Below are 16,447 nucleotides of genomic sequence, written 5' to 3'. Positions count from 1 at the left end.
GCCGTATTACGCAAGCCGGCATCCGGGATGGCGGCATGCTGCCCTGCAACTTCCTTAGATGCTGAACCTAGTATTTTTGCCAGTAGGCAAGGGGGGAGGCTGAGTGTAAAAAATCTTAGGTCAGCGTGGGACTATTAGCAGTAGGTCAAACAAACTGGGCATTTGCTGAGCAGACGCAGCGTCCGGCCAAGTCCCCTTTGTCGAAGCGGCCAACTTAGGGGCATAAGCTCACGCAGATACCTACCTTACAAAACCGGCTCAAGGCGATAAATTTATGAATAACTCGACTAACCAATCGCTCGAAAAGCTCCTGGAAGAACTGGGCACGGCACGGAAAAACTTTGGATACCCCGTAATCGTGGCTTTCGATAGAAAAGCTTCAAACAATGTATTAAAACAAGAGTTTATTGAGCGCTACTCCGGCGGGCTATTCATAGCCCCAATGAACAGCGAAGTTGATATTGAAGCGGGTATTTCCTATCACCAGCTTGAGCGTTTTTCCCTGGATGAGCCCCGACTATCCTTTGAGAATGCAGACCTCAGCGGCTCTAAAGCCGTGCTGATGATGCGAGCCGTGCAAGGCAAACAGATTCAGTTAAGCCAACCGATAGGCAGCACACGCAGGCGCGTCACTCGGTTGGCAGAGGCGACGCCTATCAATGGCCCATCTCTGGTATACGATATTGAGTTGAAAAGTCTGAAGGGGGAGGTTTCGCAGGAAGGCCGGGCTTATTTCAACCTTGCAGCAGGCAAGAATTATGCTTTCTATGGCGGATCAACACAGTATGAACTGGACAAACTTGGTGAGCATTTCAAGAAATACTTTGAAGGCTACGATGAAACCCCTGGAGACAGAGATATCATCGAATACACCTTGGGCCAAATTGCTCACGTGCAGGGTTCGCCACTGAAGCCAAATAAATTTGCGATTCGCACCCACGGCGCATCCAAAAACACAATACAATCTGGCGACGGCGCAGTCGTTTTATTCGTCGAGCTAGAAGGATTCAACAGTGAAAATGCTGCCCCGCCAGACGAAAACAAAAAGCTTCCTTATCTTTTACCGAACGGATATAGCGCCAATGTGCTTGTCAACACCGACTTCCTCGCACTGAACATTATCGCCGCCCAAATAGAAGCACTTCCAGAGAACAGGTTTCAACTGAAGTTCAAACTGGAGAATGCCGAAAAACTTGAGTATCGAGCAGAGGGGAACATAATATTTCAAGAGGCGCCGCTGCCCCAACCCGGCTCTCAGCTTTACATCAATGAAGTCACGTGGATTGCACCAAAAGAAAATGACGCAAATAATGGACTCACTTTAGAGTTCATAAATAATAGGCTCACTGTAAATTTCACTGGGCACATGCAGGCAGATGTCAGAGTGAAGCCTAAGGATAGGGACTGGATACAGGGAACCGTCACACTTAAATGGCGTATTCTCATCAAATACAAAGTTGAACTTGTCGAGATCGACGGCAACCGCAAAATGGTACTTATCGATGATAGCGACCACGATGTAGAATTTAATCTGAATTATGAATGGTCCCGGGAAATAGAAGCCGCTTTCGATGTATTTTTAATTTCGACAAAACGAGTAGAAACGGAATATCTATCTTATTTCCATGCCACATTCTCCAGATTGCGCGACGCCCTCACGAACCTCCATTTAGAGGTCGAAACCTTCATCATGTCATCGCTACTGTTCCGCAATTCGCAGATCGCTATTGATTCCCTGCACCAGCCAAATGATTTTATCACCCTAGGCCAATTGGCTGAAGACCTAAACAAATTCTCTATCACGCCAAGCGAAAATGGTGAAATAAGCGTACTGGCCAACGAGAAAATATTCTTCAAAACTAAACCCTACCTCCAGGACGTCAAATGGAGCGTACGTCATCTCCCTGATTACACCGGTGATGACCTCAAAGGGGAAATCAACGAAAACACGGGCGAATACACCGCACCTGCTGCCGACAAATTCAAAGGTAGCCACATCAAGGTCATGGTTAGCGCTCAAAAAGGCACTCACATTTCTCATGTTCTCGTGAGCGTTTTGCGAACCACTATCCATGTCTACCCCTCCATCGCTAGCGTAAACATAGGGTCCTATGCCGAAATAATTGCTGGCGAAATAAATGGAAAAAACATCAGCATGAAAGTCGAAGGGCTCGGTGAATTAGCCGACTCTTCCAGACCCGACCCTCTAGCACAGGCAACCCAAAAGTACCTCGCCCCCAAGCAGGTGCCAGAATGGGAAGAAGGCATGCCCATAGTTGATAAGGTACTGCGTCTTGATAAAGTAGTGGTCAGCAATGGGACTGCCACCAATACCGTCCATATACTCTTGCCTGTTGCAATGGATGGCCCTTATTGGCTGAAGCCGAAGCAGGGACAAGCGGGTTTGGAGTTTGAGTTCTGGAGGAAACCCTCAGGCAAGCCGGAAGAGCAAGTAGCAAAGGAAGAAACCTCATGGCATGTGCGTGTCGGCAATGGCACAATCGACGACGGTGTTTACACGCCACACCCTTCCAGGCCGGACGGTGAGTACATTGTCATCGTGGCGATCCACGAGGACCAAATCATCGATCTATACGCCAGTATGATTGTGCCCATTCCCTTTGTTAGTGCTGAAAAATTCCTGGCGCTTTATGCGTCTGTTGAAGCTAGTGACAATTCGCGTAGGGCGCGCATCAACCGGAAGTGATCGGTTGGGCGTGCATTTGACGGCCAGATTCTCCATGCCGTTGACGCCGAAAACCAGGGCCATGCCCTGGTTTTCGCGTTTCATAAGTGCCTGCACAACTCGCCAACGTGTGCTGAAATAGCCCAGCGCTTCATTTAGCTACCTAAGCAAGGATTCTGCATGCACGCCGCAAACCCGCGTCGCGGGTACCTACTGGGCCTCAGCGCCTACATCATCTGGGGGCTGTTCCCCCTGTACTTCAAGGCAATCCAGAGCGTCCCGGCGGTGGAGATCATTGTCCACCGGGTGCTCTGGTCGGCTTTGTTCGGCTCGTTGCTGCTACTGGTGTGGAAACACCCAGGCTGGTGGCGTGACCTGCGTGACAACCCGCGCCGGCTGGGCATCCTGGCCCTGAGCGGGGCGCTGATCGCCGGCAACTGGCTGACCTACGTATGGTCGGTGAACAACGGGCGCATGCTCGAGGCCAGCCTGGGTTACTACATCAACCCGCTGATCAATGTGCTGCTGGGCATGCTGATTCTCGGCGAGCGCCTGCGGCGTCTGCAGTGGCTGGCCGTGGCCATGGCCGCCGTGGGTGTGGCCCAGCAGGTGTGGCAGGTGGGCAGCCTGCCGTGGGTGTCGCTGGTGCTGGCGCTGAGCTTTGGCTTCTATGGGCTGATTCGCAAACAGGCACCGGTGGCGGCACTGCCGGGCCTGGTGGTGGAAACCTGGATGCTGGTACCGCTGGCACTTGGCTGGCTGTTGCTGCACCCGGCGGCGACAAGTGCCCAGGGCGCGTTCTACACCAGCAGCGAAGCGTTGTGGCTGATGGCTGCGGGGCCGGTGACACTGGTGCCGCTGGTGTGCTTCAACGCTGCCGCGCGGCACTTGCCGTACACCACGCTGGGCTTCCTGCAGTACCTGGCGCCGACCCTGGTGCTGCTGCAGGCGGTGCTGCTGTTCGATGAGCACTTGTCGTCGAGTAACTTGGTGGCGTTCATGTTCATCTGGGCAGGTCTGGCGATTTACAGCGTCGATGCGTGGGTCAGTTTGCGCAAGCGTAGCTGATCAAAAAATGATCAAAACTCTGCAGGCTTTATGATTCGTGGCCTGCAGAGACATCTCCAAAGGTTATCCACACCCTCGTCCCCGTGCTTTGTGCACAAGCTGCTGATTTTTGAGTGTTTTTTGATCAAAGCCGTGCAAGGCGCGCGCCGTCTGGGCTGGAGAGGGGAACCCCCAGGTTATCCACAGGCCCTTCCCCGTGATATCGGGATAACCGCAGGGGGCTGCTTTGCAGCCCATCGCGACACAAGGCCGCTCCTACAGGGGAACGCGTAACCTTGTAGGAGCGGCCTTGTGTCGCGATGGGCCGCGAAGCGGCCCCGGCAATCTCGGATCAATCCTCCGCTCGCAGTTGCAACTCAACCATCAGGTCATCCGCCAGGCTCTCCAGTCGCTGCTGCAGTTCTTCGAGCGGCAGAGTCAACGGCAAAGCCAACAACGCATCTGCATGAAACAACGGCTCGCTGCTCATCGGCGCCGGCCGCACTTCTGTTGAAAACCGCTCGACGTTCACCTGCAATTCAGCCAGCAAGCGGGTGATATCACGCACGATCCCCGGCCGGTCATTACCTACCAGCTCCATGGCAATCGGCTTCCAGGTGCACGACGGCTCGATTCCGCTCTCGGCAATCAGCACGCGAATGTCATAGCGGACCAACCCCTGCAGCGAAGCCACCAGCTCGTCGTAGTTTTCCGCCGGCACCGCCACCCGCAGGATGCCGGCAAACTGCCCGGCCATGCGCGACATGCGGCTTTCCAGCCAGTTGCCATTGTGGTCGGCGATGCACTGGGCAATGCGCTCGACCTGGCCGGCCTTGTCAGGGGCAATCACAGTCAGTACAAGATGATCCACAAGCCCTTCCTCGTGTCGGACCGCGCCGTGCGGCAGAAAATCGGGGGATCGACTCAGTATAGGCAAGGCGCGGCAACCTGCCGCAGGGCAATCCGCATAACGAATCGTGTACTGTTTCAAGATTTATCTGGAACAATCCACCTGTTTTTTGCGAACATACTCACTCCCAGCGTGACCATACGCGACCAACGGGTCGCATAACGGCGCTTTTAGTCTGATTTTGCCCCGCCTACTGCTTCATGTAGTATCCCGTGGCGCGGACTACAAAACGTCGTTTGGATGTCTGCCAAGGCGCCTGTGAAAATACGCACACTGTCTGCCAGCCGGTCTGGCAGGCCGCACCCAGCCGCGCTCGGGGCTTTACTCGGGGGCATGCACTGGTGCCGTGTTTAGAGAAGCGCTACAGGCTTAATACAGAAGAGCGAAATAGCTGAGCAGAGTGAGGCAAGCAATGACTGGATACGTTCAAGTCGGTGGCCTTCAGGTCGCCAAGGTCCTGTACGACTTCGTGAACAACGAAGCCATCCCAGGGACCGGCATCGTCGCCGAGCAGTTCTGGGCGGGTGCAGAGAAGATCATCAATGACCTCGCTCCAAAGAACAAAGCCCTGCTCGCCAAGCGCGACGAGCTGCAAGCCAAGATCGACGCCTGGCACCAGGCACGCAAAGGCCAGGCCCACGACGCCGTAGCCTACAAAAGCTTCCTCCAGGAAATCGGCTACCTGCTGCCACAAGCCGACGATTTCCAGGCCACCACCCAGAACGTGGACGAAGAAATCGCCCACATGGCCGGCCCGCAGCTGGTCGTACCGGTGATGAACGCCCGCTTCGCCCTGAACGCCGCCAACGCCCGTTGGGGTTCGCTGTACGACGCGCTGTATGGCACCGATGCCATCAGCGATGAAGGCGGCGCCGAGAAAGGCCAAGGCTACAACAAGATACGTGGCGACAAGGTCATCGCCTTCGCCCGCGCCTTCCTCGACGAAGCCGCGCCACTGGCGGCCGGCTCGCACGTCGACTCCACCGGCTACCGCATCGAAGGCGGCAAGCTGGTAGTTGCCCTGAAAGGTGGCAGCAACAGCGGCCTGCGTGACGACGCCCAGCTGATCGGCTTCCATGGTGATGCCGCCGCGCCGACTGCCGTGCTGCTCAAGCACAACGGCCTGCACTTCGAAATCCAGGTCGACGCCAGCACCCCGGTCGGCAGCACCGACGCCGCCGGCGTGAAAGACATCCTGATGGAATCGGCGCTGACCACCATCATGGACTGCGAAGACTCGGTTGCCGCCGTCGACGCCGACGACAAGGTGATCGTCTACCGCAACTGGCTGGGCCTGATGAAAGGCGACCTGGCCGAAAGCGTGAGCAAAGGTGGCAAGACCTTCACCCGCACCATGAACCCGGACCGCGAGTACGCCGCGCCCAACGGCGGCAGCGTGACCCTGCACGGTCGTTCGCTGCTGTTCGTGCGCAACGTTGGCCACCTGATGACCAACCCGGCGATCCTCGACGCCCAAGGCAACGAAATCCCCGAAGGCATCCAGGACGGTCTGTTCACCAACCTGATCGCCCTGCACAACCTCAATGGCAACACCAGCCGCAAGAACACCCGCAGCGGCAGCGTGTACATCGTCAAACCGAAGATGCACGGCCCGGAGGAAGTAGCCTTCGCAGCCGAGATCTTCAGCCAGGTCGAAGACCTGCTGGGCATGAAGCGCAACACCGTCAAGGTCGGCATCATGGACGAGGAGCGCCGTACCACGGTCAACCTCAAGTCGTGCATCAAGGCCGCAGCCGAGCGCGTGGTGTTCATCAACACCGGCTTCCTCGACCGCACCGGCGATGAAATCCACACCTCGATGGAAGCCGGCGCCGTGGTGCGCAAGGGCGCCATGAAGAACGAGAAGTGGATCGGTGCCTACGAGAACAACAACGTCGACGTCGGCCTGGCCACCGGCCTGCAAGGCCGTGCGCAGATCGGCAAAGGCATGTGGGCCATGCCCGACCTGATGGCGGCCATGCTCGAGCAGAAGATCGCCCACCCGCTGGCCGGTGCCAACACCGCCTGGGTGCCGTCGCCGACCGCCGCCACCCTGCATGCCCTGCACTACCACAAGGTGGACGTACAGGCGCGTCAGCGTGAACTGGCTTCGCGCACCCCGGCGTCGGTGGACGATATCCTTTCCATCCCGCTGGCCGCCGACACCAACTGGTCGGCCGAAGAGATCCGCAACGAACTGGACAACAACGCCCAGGGCATCCTCGGCTACGTGGTGCGCTGGATCGACCAGGGTGTGGGTTGCTCGAAGGTGCCAGACATCAACAACGTCGGCCTGATGGAAGACCGCGCCACCCTGCGCATTTCGGCCCAGCTGCTGGCCAACTGGCTGCGCCATGGCGTGGTCAGCCAGGAGCAGGTGCTGGAAAGCCTCAAGCGCATGGCCGTGGTGGTCGACCAGCAGAACGCCGGCGACGCCCTGTATCGCCCGATGGCACCGAACTTCGACGACAACGTCGCGTTCCAGGCTGCGGTAGAGCTGGTGGTGGAAGGTGGCAAGCAGCCGAACGGCTATACCGAGCCGGTATTGCACCGCCGTCGCCGCGAGTTCAAGGCGCGTAACGGGTTGTAAACGACATCTGCGACAGGGGGCCGCTTTGCGGCCCTTTCGCGACACAAGGCCGCTCCTACAGGTACCGCGCAAGGCTGAGGTCTGGCGCAGTACTTGTAGGAGCGGCCTTGTGTCGCGAAAGGGCTGCAAAGCAGCCCCACTCCTGCACTACTCGATCTTCAGTTCTTTCTTCACCAGCTCCAGCAGCCTGTCCAGATCGACCGGCTTCAGCAGAAAATCCACCACCCCCAGGTGCATCACGTCCACCGCCTCTTTCACATCGGTGTCGCCCGACACCACGATGATCGACAACGCCGCCCGTTCCGACTTGCGAATCTGCCGGATCAGGTCCAGGCCATCCTCGGGCTGCATGCGCAAATCCGTGATCATCAAGCCGATTCTTTGTTGGTGGTACAGGTATAGCCTGGCTTCCTCGGCCCCATCCGCTCCGACACAGTCGATCCCCCGGCTCTTCAGGTACAGGACCAGCGCCTCACGGTTCACTGCATTGTCATCCACCACCAGCACCAACGGCTTGGCTGCCACAGGCGCACTTACGACGGCCAATGCCTCGCGCTCGGCGTCGCTCAGGATGTCGTGTTGCTCAGGCATGCTAATCTCGTCAAAAAAATTCCGCTTCAGCATTAGGACCGCAGAACTTGCGTAACCCGGCTGGCCTTTCGTCGGGTCTTTGACAGGGGCGCTCATAGACTTACGTCCAATGGGCACCACCCCGCCGCAAGCCGACCATGGAGGCAGAGAACAACATGGCCGGCACCTATATATAGATATATATAGTTCGGCATAGCGATACGGTCAGTTTCATGAGCAAAAAGGACGCCTACAGCCAGGCGGGCAGGACAGCAGTGCTGCAGAACATCCAGGGCACCCTGCAGTTCCTGCAGCGTTTTCCGCCGTTCAACCAGATGGAACACAGCCACCTGGCCTACCTGGTCGAACAGTGCCAGCTGCGCTTCTATGCCAGCGGCGAAAGCATCGTCAAACCTGCCGACGGGCCGGTCGAGCACTTCTACATCGTCAAGCAGGGCCGCGTGGTGGGTGAGCGCCAGCACCTGGTCAAGCCTGGTGTGGAGACCACCTTCGAAATTACCAGCGGCGAATGCTTCCCGCTGGCTGCTCTGCTCGGCGAGCGAGCGACCCGTACCGAGCACCTGGCCGGTGAGGACACCTTCTGCCTGCAGCTGAACAAGGCCGCGTTCATCCGCGTGTTCTCGATGTCGGAAGTGTTTCGGGATTTTGCCCTGCGCGGGGTCAGCAGCCTGCTCGACCAGGTCAACCAGCAGGTACGCCAGCGCGCGGTGGAAACCCTCGGCACCCAGTATTCGCTGAACACGCCACTGGGTGAACTGGCCATGCGCCACCCGGTGGTGTGCAGCCCCGACACGCCCCTGCGCGACGCCGTGCGGCTTATGCACGAGCAGCAGGTCGGCAGCATCGTGGTGGTCGACCCGCAGCGCTACCCCACCGGTATCTTCACCCTGCGCGACCTGCGCCAGGTGGTGGCGGCGGCCGATGCCGACCTGGGCGCGCCCATCGCGCGGCACATGACCGCCCAACCGTTCTACCTCAGCCCCCAGGCCAGCGCCTTCGACGCAGCCATGGCCATGACCGAGCGGCATATCGCCCACGTATGCCTGGTGGAAAACCGACGCCTGTGCGGTGTGGTTTCGGAGCGCGACCTGTTCTCCCTGCAACGGGTCGACCTGGTGCACCTGGCGCGCACCATCCGCCATGCGCCACGCCTGGATACCCTGGTCTCGCTGCGCGGCGAAATCAGCCAACTGGTCGAGCGCATGCTGGCCCATGGCGCGTCCTCCACGCAGATCACCCAGATCATCACCCTGCTCAACGACCACACCGTGTGCCGGGTGATCGAACTGGCGCTGGCCGAGCGCGGTGACCCGGGCGTGCCGTTCAGCTGGCTGTGCTTTGGCAGCGAAGGGCGGCGTGAACAAACCCTGCACACCGACCAGGACAACGGCATCCTCTTCGAAGCCGCCGACAGCGCCGAAGCCGACGCCATCCGCGCACGCCTGCTGCCGCTGGCGCAATACATCAACCAGTGCCTGGCCCAGTGCGGCTTCACCCTGTGCAAGGGCAACGTCATGGCCGGCAACCCCGAGCTGTGCCTGTCGCGTAGTGAGTGGGGGCGGCGTTTTGCCGGTTTTGTCCGAGAAGCCAGCCCGGAGAACCTGCTGGGCTCGAGCATCTATTTCGACCTGCGCGTAGTGTGGGGCGACGAGCAAGGTTGCGAGCAGCTGCGCCAAGGCCTGCTGGACCAGGTGGCCGACAACCGCATCTTCCAGCGCATGATGGCTGACAACGCCCTGCGCCAGCGCCCGCCGGTGGGCCGCCTGCGCGAGTTCGTGCTGACCCGCCAGGGCAACGACAAGGCCGCCACCCTCGACCTCAAGGTCCAGGGCCTGACGCCCTTCGTCGATGGTGCCCGGCTGCTGGCCCTGGCCAACGGCATCGGTGCCTGCAATACCCTGGAACGCCTGCGCCAGCTGGTGGCCAAGGGCGTGATCGAGGCACTGGACGGCGCAGCGTATGAAGAGGCCTACCACTTCATCCAGCAAACCCGCATGCAGCAGCACCAGCGCCAGGCCCGCGACAACCTGCCCTACTCCAACCGCCTGGACCCGGACAGCCTCAACCACCTGGACCGGCGCATCCTGCGCGAGTCCCTGCGCCAGGCCCAGCGCCTGCAAAGCAGCCTGGCCTTGCGGTACCAGCTATGAGCCTGTTCGCCTGGCTGCGCCCCAGTGCGCCCGAACTGGACCATGCCACGCGCCAGCGCCTGGCCCGGCTGCCCAAGGCCGCGCCCCTGGGGGTGTGTACCCTGCGCGAGCAGCGTTGGGTGGTGCTCGACCTGGAGACCAGCGGCCTGAACCCCAACCGTGACCAGGTGCTGTCGGTCGGCGCCGTGGCCATCGAAGATGGCGCCATCGACTTTGCCCAGCAGTTCGAACGCACCCTGCACCGGCCTTTGCAGAAGACCAACGCCAGCGTGCTGATCCATGGCCTGGGCCCGAGTGCCCTGGCTGCCGGTTGCGACCCGGCCGAGGCCTTGCTCGACCTGCTCGACTTCATTGGCAATAGCCCGGTGCTGGCATTCCACGCGCCGTTCGACCAGCGCATGCTGGCCCGTGCGCTGAAGGAAAGCCTCGGCTATCGCTTGCACTCGCCCTTCCTGGATGTTGCCGAACTGGCACCGATGCTCAACCCCGACACAGTGCTGCGCGAGGCCGGGCTGGATGACTGGGTCGCGCGGTTTGGCCTGCAGGTCGAGGAGCGCCATCATGCCAGCGCCGATGCCCTGGTGACCGCCGAGCTGGCGCTGATCCTGTTCAGCCAGGCCCGGCGCCAGCAGCTGGACAGCCCGCTGCAGCTGGAGCAGCGCTTGCGCGGGTGGCGCAGGCGCAAGGTGCACAACCACGGCCTGTAGCTTTTCACCGCCCTTGCTGGTCTCTTCGCGGGTAAACCCGCTCCCACAGGGACTGTACTGCCTTTGATGCCCTGGAGATCCTGTGGGAGCGGGTTTACCCGCGAAGAGGCCAGCACAGGCATAACATCTGCACGACTTGGATGATGGCCATCCGATAAGCGTCCATTGCACCCACCCCCTCCCCTCTGCAACAATCGCGAATAATTATCGTTAGTTAATGCATTCGTTCCGGGGGGACGCTGCTTGTCTTCTGCACAGAGCCCACACGCCGATCTGGTCGGTGCGCTGTACCGCGACCACCGCGGCTGGCTGCTCGCCTGGCTGCAACGCAGCATGGCCTGCCGCCAACGTGCCGAAGACCTGAGCCAGGACACCTTCGTGCGCCTGCTCGGCCGTGAGCAACTGGATACGCCCCGCGAACCCCGCGCGTTCCTGGCCGCCGTGGCCAAGGGCCTGATGTTCGACCACTTCCGTCGCGCCGCGCTGGAACAGGCCTACCTGGCCGAACTGGCTCTGATGCCGGAAGCCGAACAACCTTCCCCGGAAGTGCAGCACCTGATCCTCGAGGACCTCAAGGCCATCGACCGCCTGCTCGGCAAGCTGTCGAGCAAAGCCCGTGCAGCATTCCTGCACAATCGCCTGGACGGTATGAGCCATGCCGAAATCGCCGAGCGCATGGGGGTTTCGGTGTCGCGGGTGCGCCAGTACATCGCCCAGGGCATGCGCCAGTGCTACGTGGCCCTGTACGGGGAGCCGACGTGAGCAGTGCACCGGTTTCGTCCCGGGTGCTGGAAGCCGCCATTGCCTGGAAACTCAGCCTCGACAACGGCAGCGGCACACCCGACGAGCGCAGCGAATTCATGCGCTGGCATGCCGCCAGCGAGGAGCACGCCCGCGCCTGGCGCCAGCTCGGCGCCATGGACCAGCGCGTGAGCGCCGCTGCCGGCCCGGCACGCCAGGCCCTGCTGCAATCGCGCGCCGGCCTGCGCCGACGCATCGGCAAGGTCGGCGGCGGGCTGGCCGGCATGTTTCTTTTGGGCTCGCTGCTGGCCTGGGTCGGCGCACCATCGCTGGCACCGAGCTACTGGCTGGCCGACCAGCGTACCGCCACCGGCGAGCTGCGTACCCTGCGCCTGGAAGACGGCACCTTGCTGAGCCTGAACAGCCACACTGCCGTGGATATCGACTACGCCGGCGAGCAACGGGTGATCGTGCTGCACCAGGGCGAGATTTCGGTCGAAACCGGCCATCAGGACCCGCGCCCGCTGCTGGTGCGCACCGACGATGGCCGCCTGCGCCCATTGGGCACGCGCTTCCTGGTACGCCGCGAGGACGACGGCACGCGCCTGGAGGTGTTGCAGGCCTCGGTCGCCGCCATGCCGCTGAACAGCGGCGACGAACAGGTGCTGCGCGAAGGCCAGCAGGTGCTGATGAACGCCAACGGCCTTGGCCGGATCGGCACGGTGCCAGCCGGTGCCGACGCCTGGACCCGCGGCATGCTGGTGGTGGACAACGTGCGCCTGGCTGACCTGCTGGCCGCGCTCGGCCAGTACCGCAGCGGTTACCTCGGGGTGGACGACCAAGTCGCTGACCTGCGAGTGACCGGCAGCTTCCCGCTGACCGACACCGACCTGGCACTGTCGTCGCTGGTGCCGGCACTGCCGGTGAAGGTCGAGCGGCATACGCCGTGGTGGGTGACCGTCGTTCCGAAGTAAACCTGTACCGGCCTCTTCGCGGGCTCGCCCGCTCCCACAAGTACCCCACCGTGCTTGAAACCTGTGTGGTACCTGTGGGAGCGGGCAAGCCCGCGAAAGGGCCGGTACAGGCAAAAACCAACTTCAAATAATTCTCAATTTTTTTCAGATTCGCCCTGTCACTTTTCAAATCTCGCTCGGCAAGGAAGCAGAAAGCACTTATCCGTCGAGGAGCCGCTGCATGTCCCGTGCTGTTGATCGTATCCTGCGCCCCAGCCTGATGGCCCTGGCCATCGCCGTGGCCGCGCCATTGGCCAGCCCTGTACTGTTCGCCGCCGAGCAATCCGCTCAGCGCGCCTACGACCTGCCCAGCGCCCCGCTGGCCACCACCCTCAACCAGATCGCCAGCCAGGCCGGCATCACACTGGCCATCGACCCGGCACTGGTCAGTGGTCGCACCTCGGCCCCGGTGAGCGGGCAGTACGATGGCCTTGGTGCCCTGCAGGCCGCCCTGCGCGGCACCGGCCTGCAGCTGCAGCAAAGCAGCGTGGGCAGCTACAGCCTGGTGGCTACGCCGGAAGGGACACTGGCGTTGCCGGAGACTGCGATCAATGCGACTTCCAACTATGAAAGCGCCTGGGGGCCGGTAGAAGGTTACACCGCGACCCGGACAGCAGCTGGCACCAAGACCGACACCGCCATCGCCGAACTCCCCCGCTCGGTAAGCGTGATCACACGCCAACAGATGGAAGACCGGCCGGTGCTCAGCCTGAACGATGCCCTTCGCTACACCGCTGGCGTGCAAAGCAGCGGCTATGGCTCCGACTCGCGCAGCGACTGGTTGCTGGTACGTGGTTTTGAGCCTACCCAGTTCCTCGATGGCCTGCCATTGCCCAAGGGCAACTACGCCACCCCCAAGATCGAACCCTGGAACCTGGAGCGCATCGCCGTGCTGCGTGGCCCGGCTTCTTCGGTCTACGGCCAGACTCCACCAGGCGGCCTGCTGGACATGACCAGCCGTCGGCCGCAATTGGAAAGCAGCCACGAAGTCGAAGCCCAGGTTGGCAGCAACAACCACAAGCAGATCAACTTCGACAGCACCGGCAAGCTCGACGATGCAGGCCAGTTCCTGTACCGAGTGAGCGGCACCGTGCGTGACAGCGGTGCGCCGGTAGACCACATCCCGGACAAGCGCTACAACATCGCGCCCAGCCTGACCTGGAACATCAACGACGATACCAAGCTGACTTTCATCAGCCAGTACACCCGCGATGACACCGGCATCACCGGCCAGTTCCTGCCACTGCAAGGCACCAAGCTGGATAGCCCCGCAGGCAAGATTTCGCACCACAAAAACCTGGGCGACCCGGATTGGGAGTCTTACGACCGCACCTACTACCACCTGGGCTATGCGTTCGAGACCCGCCTGAACGATACCTGGCAATTCCGTCAGAACCTGCGCTACGCGCGTAACGAACTGGCCAGCCGGCCCGGACGAAGCTGTCAGCGCCGATGGCACCGTGCAACGCACCGCCGGTATCGTCGAGGAGGACATCTCCCAGTTCGCCCTGGACAACAACTTCCAGGCCGACTTCCAGACCGGTCAGGTTGCCCATACCCTGCTGCTGGGTCTCGACCACCAGCGCTCGGACAGCAATGCCCGCTGGCGCTGGGGCTCGGCTGGTGTGCCACCGAGCAATATCCACAACCCAATCTACGGTCAGGATTTCTCGAACGTTCAGTACTTCGACATGTACGACTACGACCAGAAAACCCAGCAGACCGGCCTGTATATCCAGGATCAGATGGCTCTGGACAACTGGCGCCTGACCCTTGGTGGCCGTGAGGACTGGGTGCACACCGGCACCACCTTCCACAACAAAGGCGACGCCACCAACACCCAACGCGACAAGAAATTCAGTGGTAACGCAGCACTCAGCTATGTATTCGATAACGGCCTGACGCCTTACATCTCCTATGCCGAGTCGTTCCAGGCCGCCACCGGCTCCACCGTCAACAGCACCGATGCCTTCAAACCGACCGAAGGCAAGCAATACGAACTGGGCATCAAGTACCAGCCTCCAGGCAGCAATAGCCTGTTCACCGCTGCTGTGTTCGACCTGACGCAGGAGAACATGTCGGTGACCGAGGGTGGTGTAACCCGCCAGGTTGGCGAAGTGCGTGTCAAAGGCCTGGAGCTGGAGGCTACCTCGGATGTGACCGAGAACCTCAAACTGGTGGGCTCGTACACCTACAACGACAGCGAAATCATCAAAGGCACCAGTGACGAGAAAGGCAAGCGCATGGCGCAGGTGCCGCGCAACCAGGCCACTGCCTGGGCTGACTACACCTGGCACAGCGGACCACTGGATGGGTTTGGGGTCGGCGTTGGTGTGCGCTACGTGGGGGACACCTACGGTAATACCACTAACACCGATTGGGGCCATGTGGGGTCCTACACCGTCTACGACGCATCGGTGCACTACGACCTGGGCCGCCTGAACAGCACTCTCAAGGGAGTGACCGTGGCCGTGGATGCGAAGAACCTGTTCAACAAGGACTACTTGTCTACCTGTGACGGGTACTACTGCTACTACGGCGACGAGCGCAACGTGGTGGCCAGTGTCAATTACAAGTTCTGAGTGAGCCGGGCCATTCGCAGCACAAGGCTGCTCCTACAAAGGCCAACTCGGTCCCTGTAGGAGCAGCCTTGCGCTGCGAAAGGGCTGCGCAGCAGCCCCAGCTTCCAACAGGCAAAAATCGGTACCGTGATGAAAAGCCCAACCATCCGCCGCTGGTCGGTGATCCACACCTGGAGCAGCCTGGTCTGCACCCTGTTCCTGCTGTTGCTGGCAGTCACCGGCCTGCCGCTGATCTTCCACCACGAACTCGAACACCTGCTCGGCGACGCCCCCGAACTGCGGGAAATGCCGGCCGATACACCACACCTCGACCTACAGCAGTTGGTGATCAAGGCCGAGCAGCACCGCCCCGGCGAGGTCATGCAGTACTTCGGCTACGACGAGGACGAAGCCAATGGCGTAGTGGCCATAACCGCCGCCACCGCCGGCACCGAACCCAATTCGTCGCACACCTTCATGCTCGACGCCCGCACCGGTGAAGCCGTGGCCATGCCGGCCGCCAACGGCGGCTTCATGATGACCATGCTGCGCCTGCACGTGGACATGTTCGCCGGCCTGCCCGGCAAGCTGCTGCTGGCCTTCATGGGCATACTGTTCGTAGTGGCGATCATCTCCGGCACCGTACTCTATGCACCGTTCATGCGCCGCCTGGACTTCGGCACAGTGCGCCACGGCAAATCCCGTCGCCTGCGCTGGCTCGACCTGCACAACTTGATCGGCGTGGTCACCTTGGCCTGGGCACTGACGGTAGGCGTGACCGGTGTCATCAGCGCGCTGTCGGACCTGGTCATCGCCGCCTGGCGCAACGACAGCCTGGCCGCCATGGTTGCCCCGTACCGTGATGCCCCACCGCTCACCGAACGCGCCCCGGCCACCCACCTGCTGACCATCGCCGAACAGGCCGCCCCCGGCATGCGCCCGGACTTCATCGCCTTCCCGGGCACACGCTTTTCCAGTGAGCACCACTATGCGGTGTTCATGAAGGGCGCCACGCACCTGACCTCGCACCTGCTCACGCCCGTGCTGATCGATGCGCGAACACTGGCGGTGACCGCCGTCGGCGAACGCCCCTGGTACATGAATGCCATGGGCCTGTCGCAACCACTGCACTTCGGCGACTACGGCGGCCGGCCAATGCAAATCCTGTGGGCGCTACTCGATGTGCTGACCATCATCGTCCTCGGCAGCGGCTTGTACCTGTGGTGGGGTAAACAACGCACGAAGCGGGAGGCGCGGGCATGAGCCACAAGTCACAGCCGACCTGGCGCATCTTCATCTGGCCGATGGTCGTGGCCTTGCTCACTGCCGTGGGGCTGTTTGCCGCCTTGCTGGGGGACGGGGTCTGGGACAGCCTGGCCTGGCTCGGCCTGGGGGTGTCGGCGGCTCTCGGCCTGCAAGGTTTCTACCCTCGTCCACGGCAGTAACCGGGT

11 protein-coding genes and 1 pseudogene are annotated in these 16,447 nt (G+C 61.1%); 10 read left to right on the top strand and 2 right to left on the bottom strand.

Annotated features, from left to right (window positions below):
• Positions 1 to 274 precede the first annotated feature (274 nt).
• Together ACGLHT_RS07200 and rarD are read left to right on the top strand one after the other, a co-directional pair.
• Complete coding sequence (locus ACGLHT_RS07200) at positions 275 to 2,707, top strand: hypothetical protein (protein WP_274120063.1); 2,433 nt, start codon at positions 275 to 277, stop codon at positions 2,705 to 2,707.
• Positions 2,708 to 2,866: 159 nt separating this feature from the next.
• Positions 2,867 to 3,754, top strand: coding sequence for an EamA family transporter RarD (gene rarD / locus ACGLHT_RS07195; protein ID WP_137162822.1), 888 nt, complete (start codon positions 2,867 to 2,869; stop codon positions 3,752 to 3,754).
• Positions 3,755 to 4,085: 331 nt separating this feature from the next.
• Here the strand turns inward: rarD and ACGLHT_RS07190 are convergent, their stop codons facing one another.
• Entirely contained in the window at positions 4,086 to 4,604 is a 519-nt protein-coding gene (locus tag ACGLHT_RS07190; RefSeq protein ID WP_137162821.1) for a glycine cleavage system protein R, read from the bottom strand.
• Between the two features lie 451 nt (positions 4,605 to 5,055).
• On the opposite strand from ACGLHT_RS07190, the gene ACGLHT_RS07185 reads away from it, so the two are divergent.
• Positions 5,056 to 7,233: a malate synthase G gene (locus ACGLHT_RS07185; protein ID WP_274078772.1), complete on the top strand. Its 2,178-nt coding sequence runs from the start codon at positions 5,056 to 5,058 to the stop codon at positions 7,231 to 7,233.
• Positions 7,234 to 7,380: 147 nt separating this feature from the next.
• On the opposite strand, the gene ACGLHT_RS07180 is transcribed toward ACGLHT_RS07185, so the two are convergent.
• Positions 7,381 to 7,920: a response regulator gene (locus ACGLHT_RS07180; protein ID WP_274120062.1), complete on the bottom strand. Its 540-nt coding sequence runs from the start codon at positions 7,918 to 7,920 to the stop codon at positions 7,381 to 7,383.
• A 116-nt stretch (positions 7,921 to 8,036) separates the two neighbouring features.
• Here ACGLHT_RS07180 and ACGLHT_RS07175 point away from each other — a divergent pair, with 116 nt between their 5' ends.
• The 7 genes and pseudogenes from ACGLHT_RS07175 (at position 8,037) to ACGLHT_RS07145 (ending at position 16,441) form a co-directional block, all read left to right on the top strand.
• Complete coding sequence (locus ACGLHT_RS07175; protein ID WP_137162818.1) at positions 8,037 to 9,974, top strand: DUF294 nucleotidyltransferase-like domain-containing protein; 1,938 nt, start codon at positions 8,037 to 8,039, stop codon at positions 9,972 to 9,974.
• Positions 9,971 to 10,681, top strand: a complete 711-nt coding sequence (locus ACGLHT_RS07170) for a PolC-type DNA polymerase III (RefSeq protein ID WP_075044380.1) — start codon at positions 9,971 to 9,973, stop codon at positions 10,679 to 10,681. The genes ACGLHT_RS07175 and ACGLHT_RS07170 overlap by 4 nt, the downstream gene beginning before the upstream one ends.
• A 243-nt stretch (positions 10,682 to 10,924) precedes the next feature.
• Positions 10,925 to 11,443 (top strand): RNA polymerase sigma factor, encoded by a 519-nt coding sequence (locus ACGLHT_RS07165; RefSeq protein WP_025337420.1) that lies wholly within the window; start codon positions 10,925 to 10,927, stop codon positions 11,441 to 11,443.
• Positions 11,440 to 12,396, top strand: coding sequence for a FecR domain-containing protein (locus tag ACGLHT_RS07160; protein WP_025337419.1), 957 nt, complete (start codon positions 11,440 to 11,442; stop codon positions 12,394 to 12,396). The genes ACGLHT_RS07165 and ACGLHT_RS07160 overlap by 4 nt, the downstream gene beginning before the upstream one ends.
• Positions 12,397 to 12,616: 220 nt before the next feature.
• Positions 12,617 to 15,017 (top strand): annotated as a pseudogene (locus ACGLHT_RS07155) (TonB-dependent siderophore receptor).
• A 129-nt stretch (positions 15,018 to 15,146) separates the two neighbouring features.
• Positions 15,147 to 16,259 (top strand): PepSY domain-containing protein, encoded by a 1,113-nt coding sequence (locus ACGLHT_RS07150; RefSeq protein WP_137162816.1) that lies wholly within the window; start codon positions 15,147 to 15,149, stop codon positions 16,257 to 16,259.
• Positions 16,256 to 16,441 carry a hypothetical protein gene (locus ACGLHT_RS07145; protein WP_015268683.1) on the top strand — a complete coding sequence of 62 codons (186 nt, stop codon included), beginning with the start codon at positions 16,256 to 16,258 and terminating at the stop codon, positions 16,439 to 16,441. Before ACGLHT_RS07150 ends, ACGLHT_RS07145 begins: the two co-directional genes overlap by 4 nt.
• Positions 16,442 to 16,447 lie beyond the last annotated feature (6 nt).

It is taken from the genome of Pseudomonas sp. PsB (assembly GCF_043658375.1).
In the GTDB taxonomy this organism is placed as follows: Bacteria; Pseudomonadota; Gammaproteobacteria; order Pseudomonadales; family Pseudomonadaceae; genus Aquipseudomonas; species Aquipseudomonas putida_Z.
The sequence above is the reverse complement of the archived record's forward strand: the minus strand, read 5'-3'. Positions and strand labels throughout refer to the sequence as shown.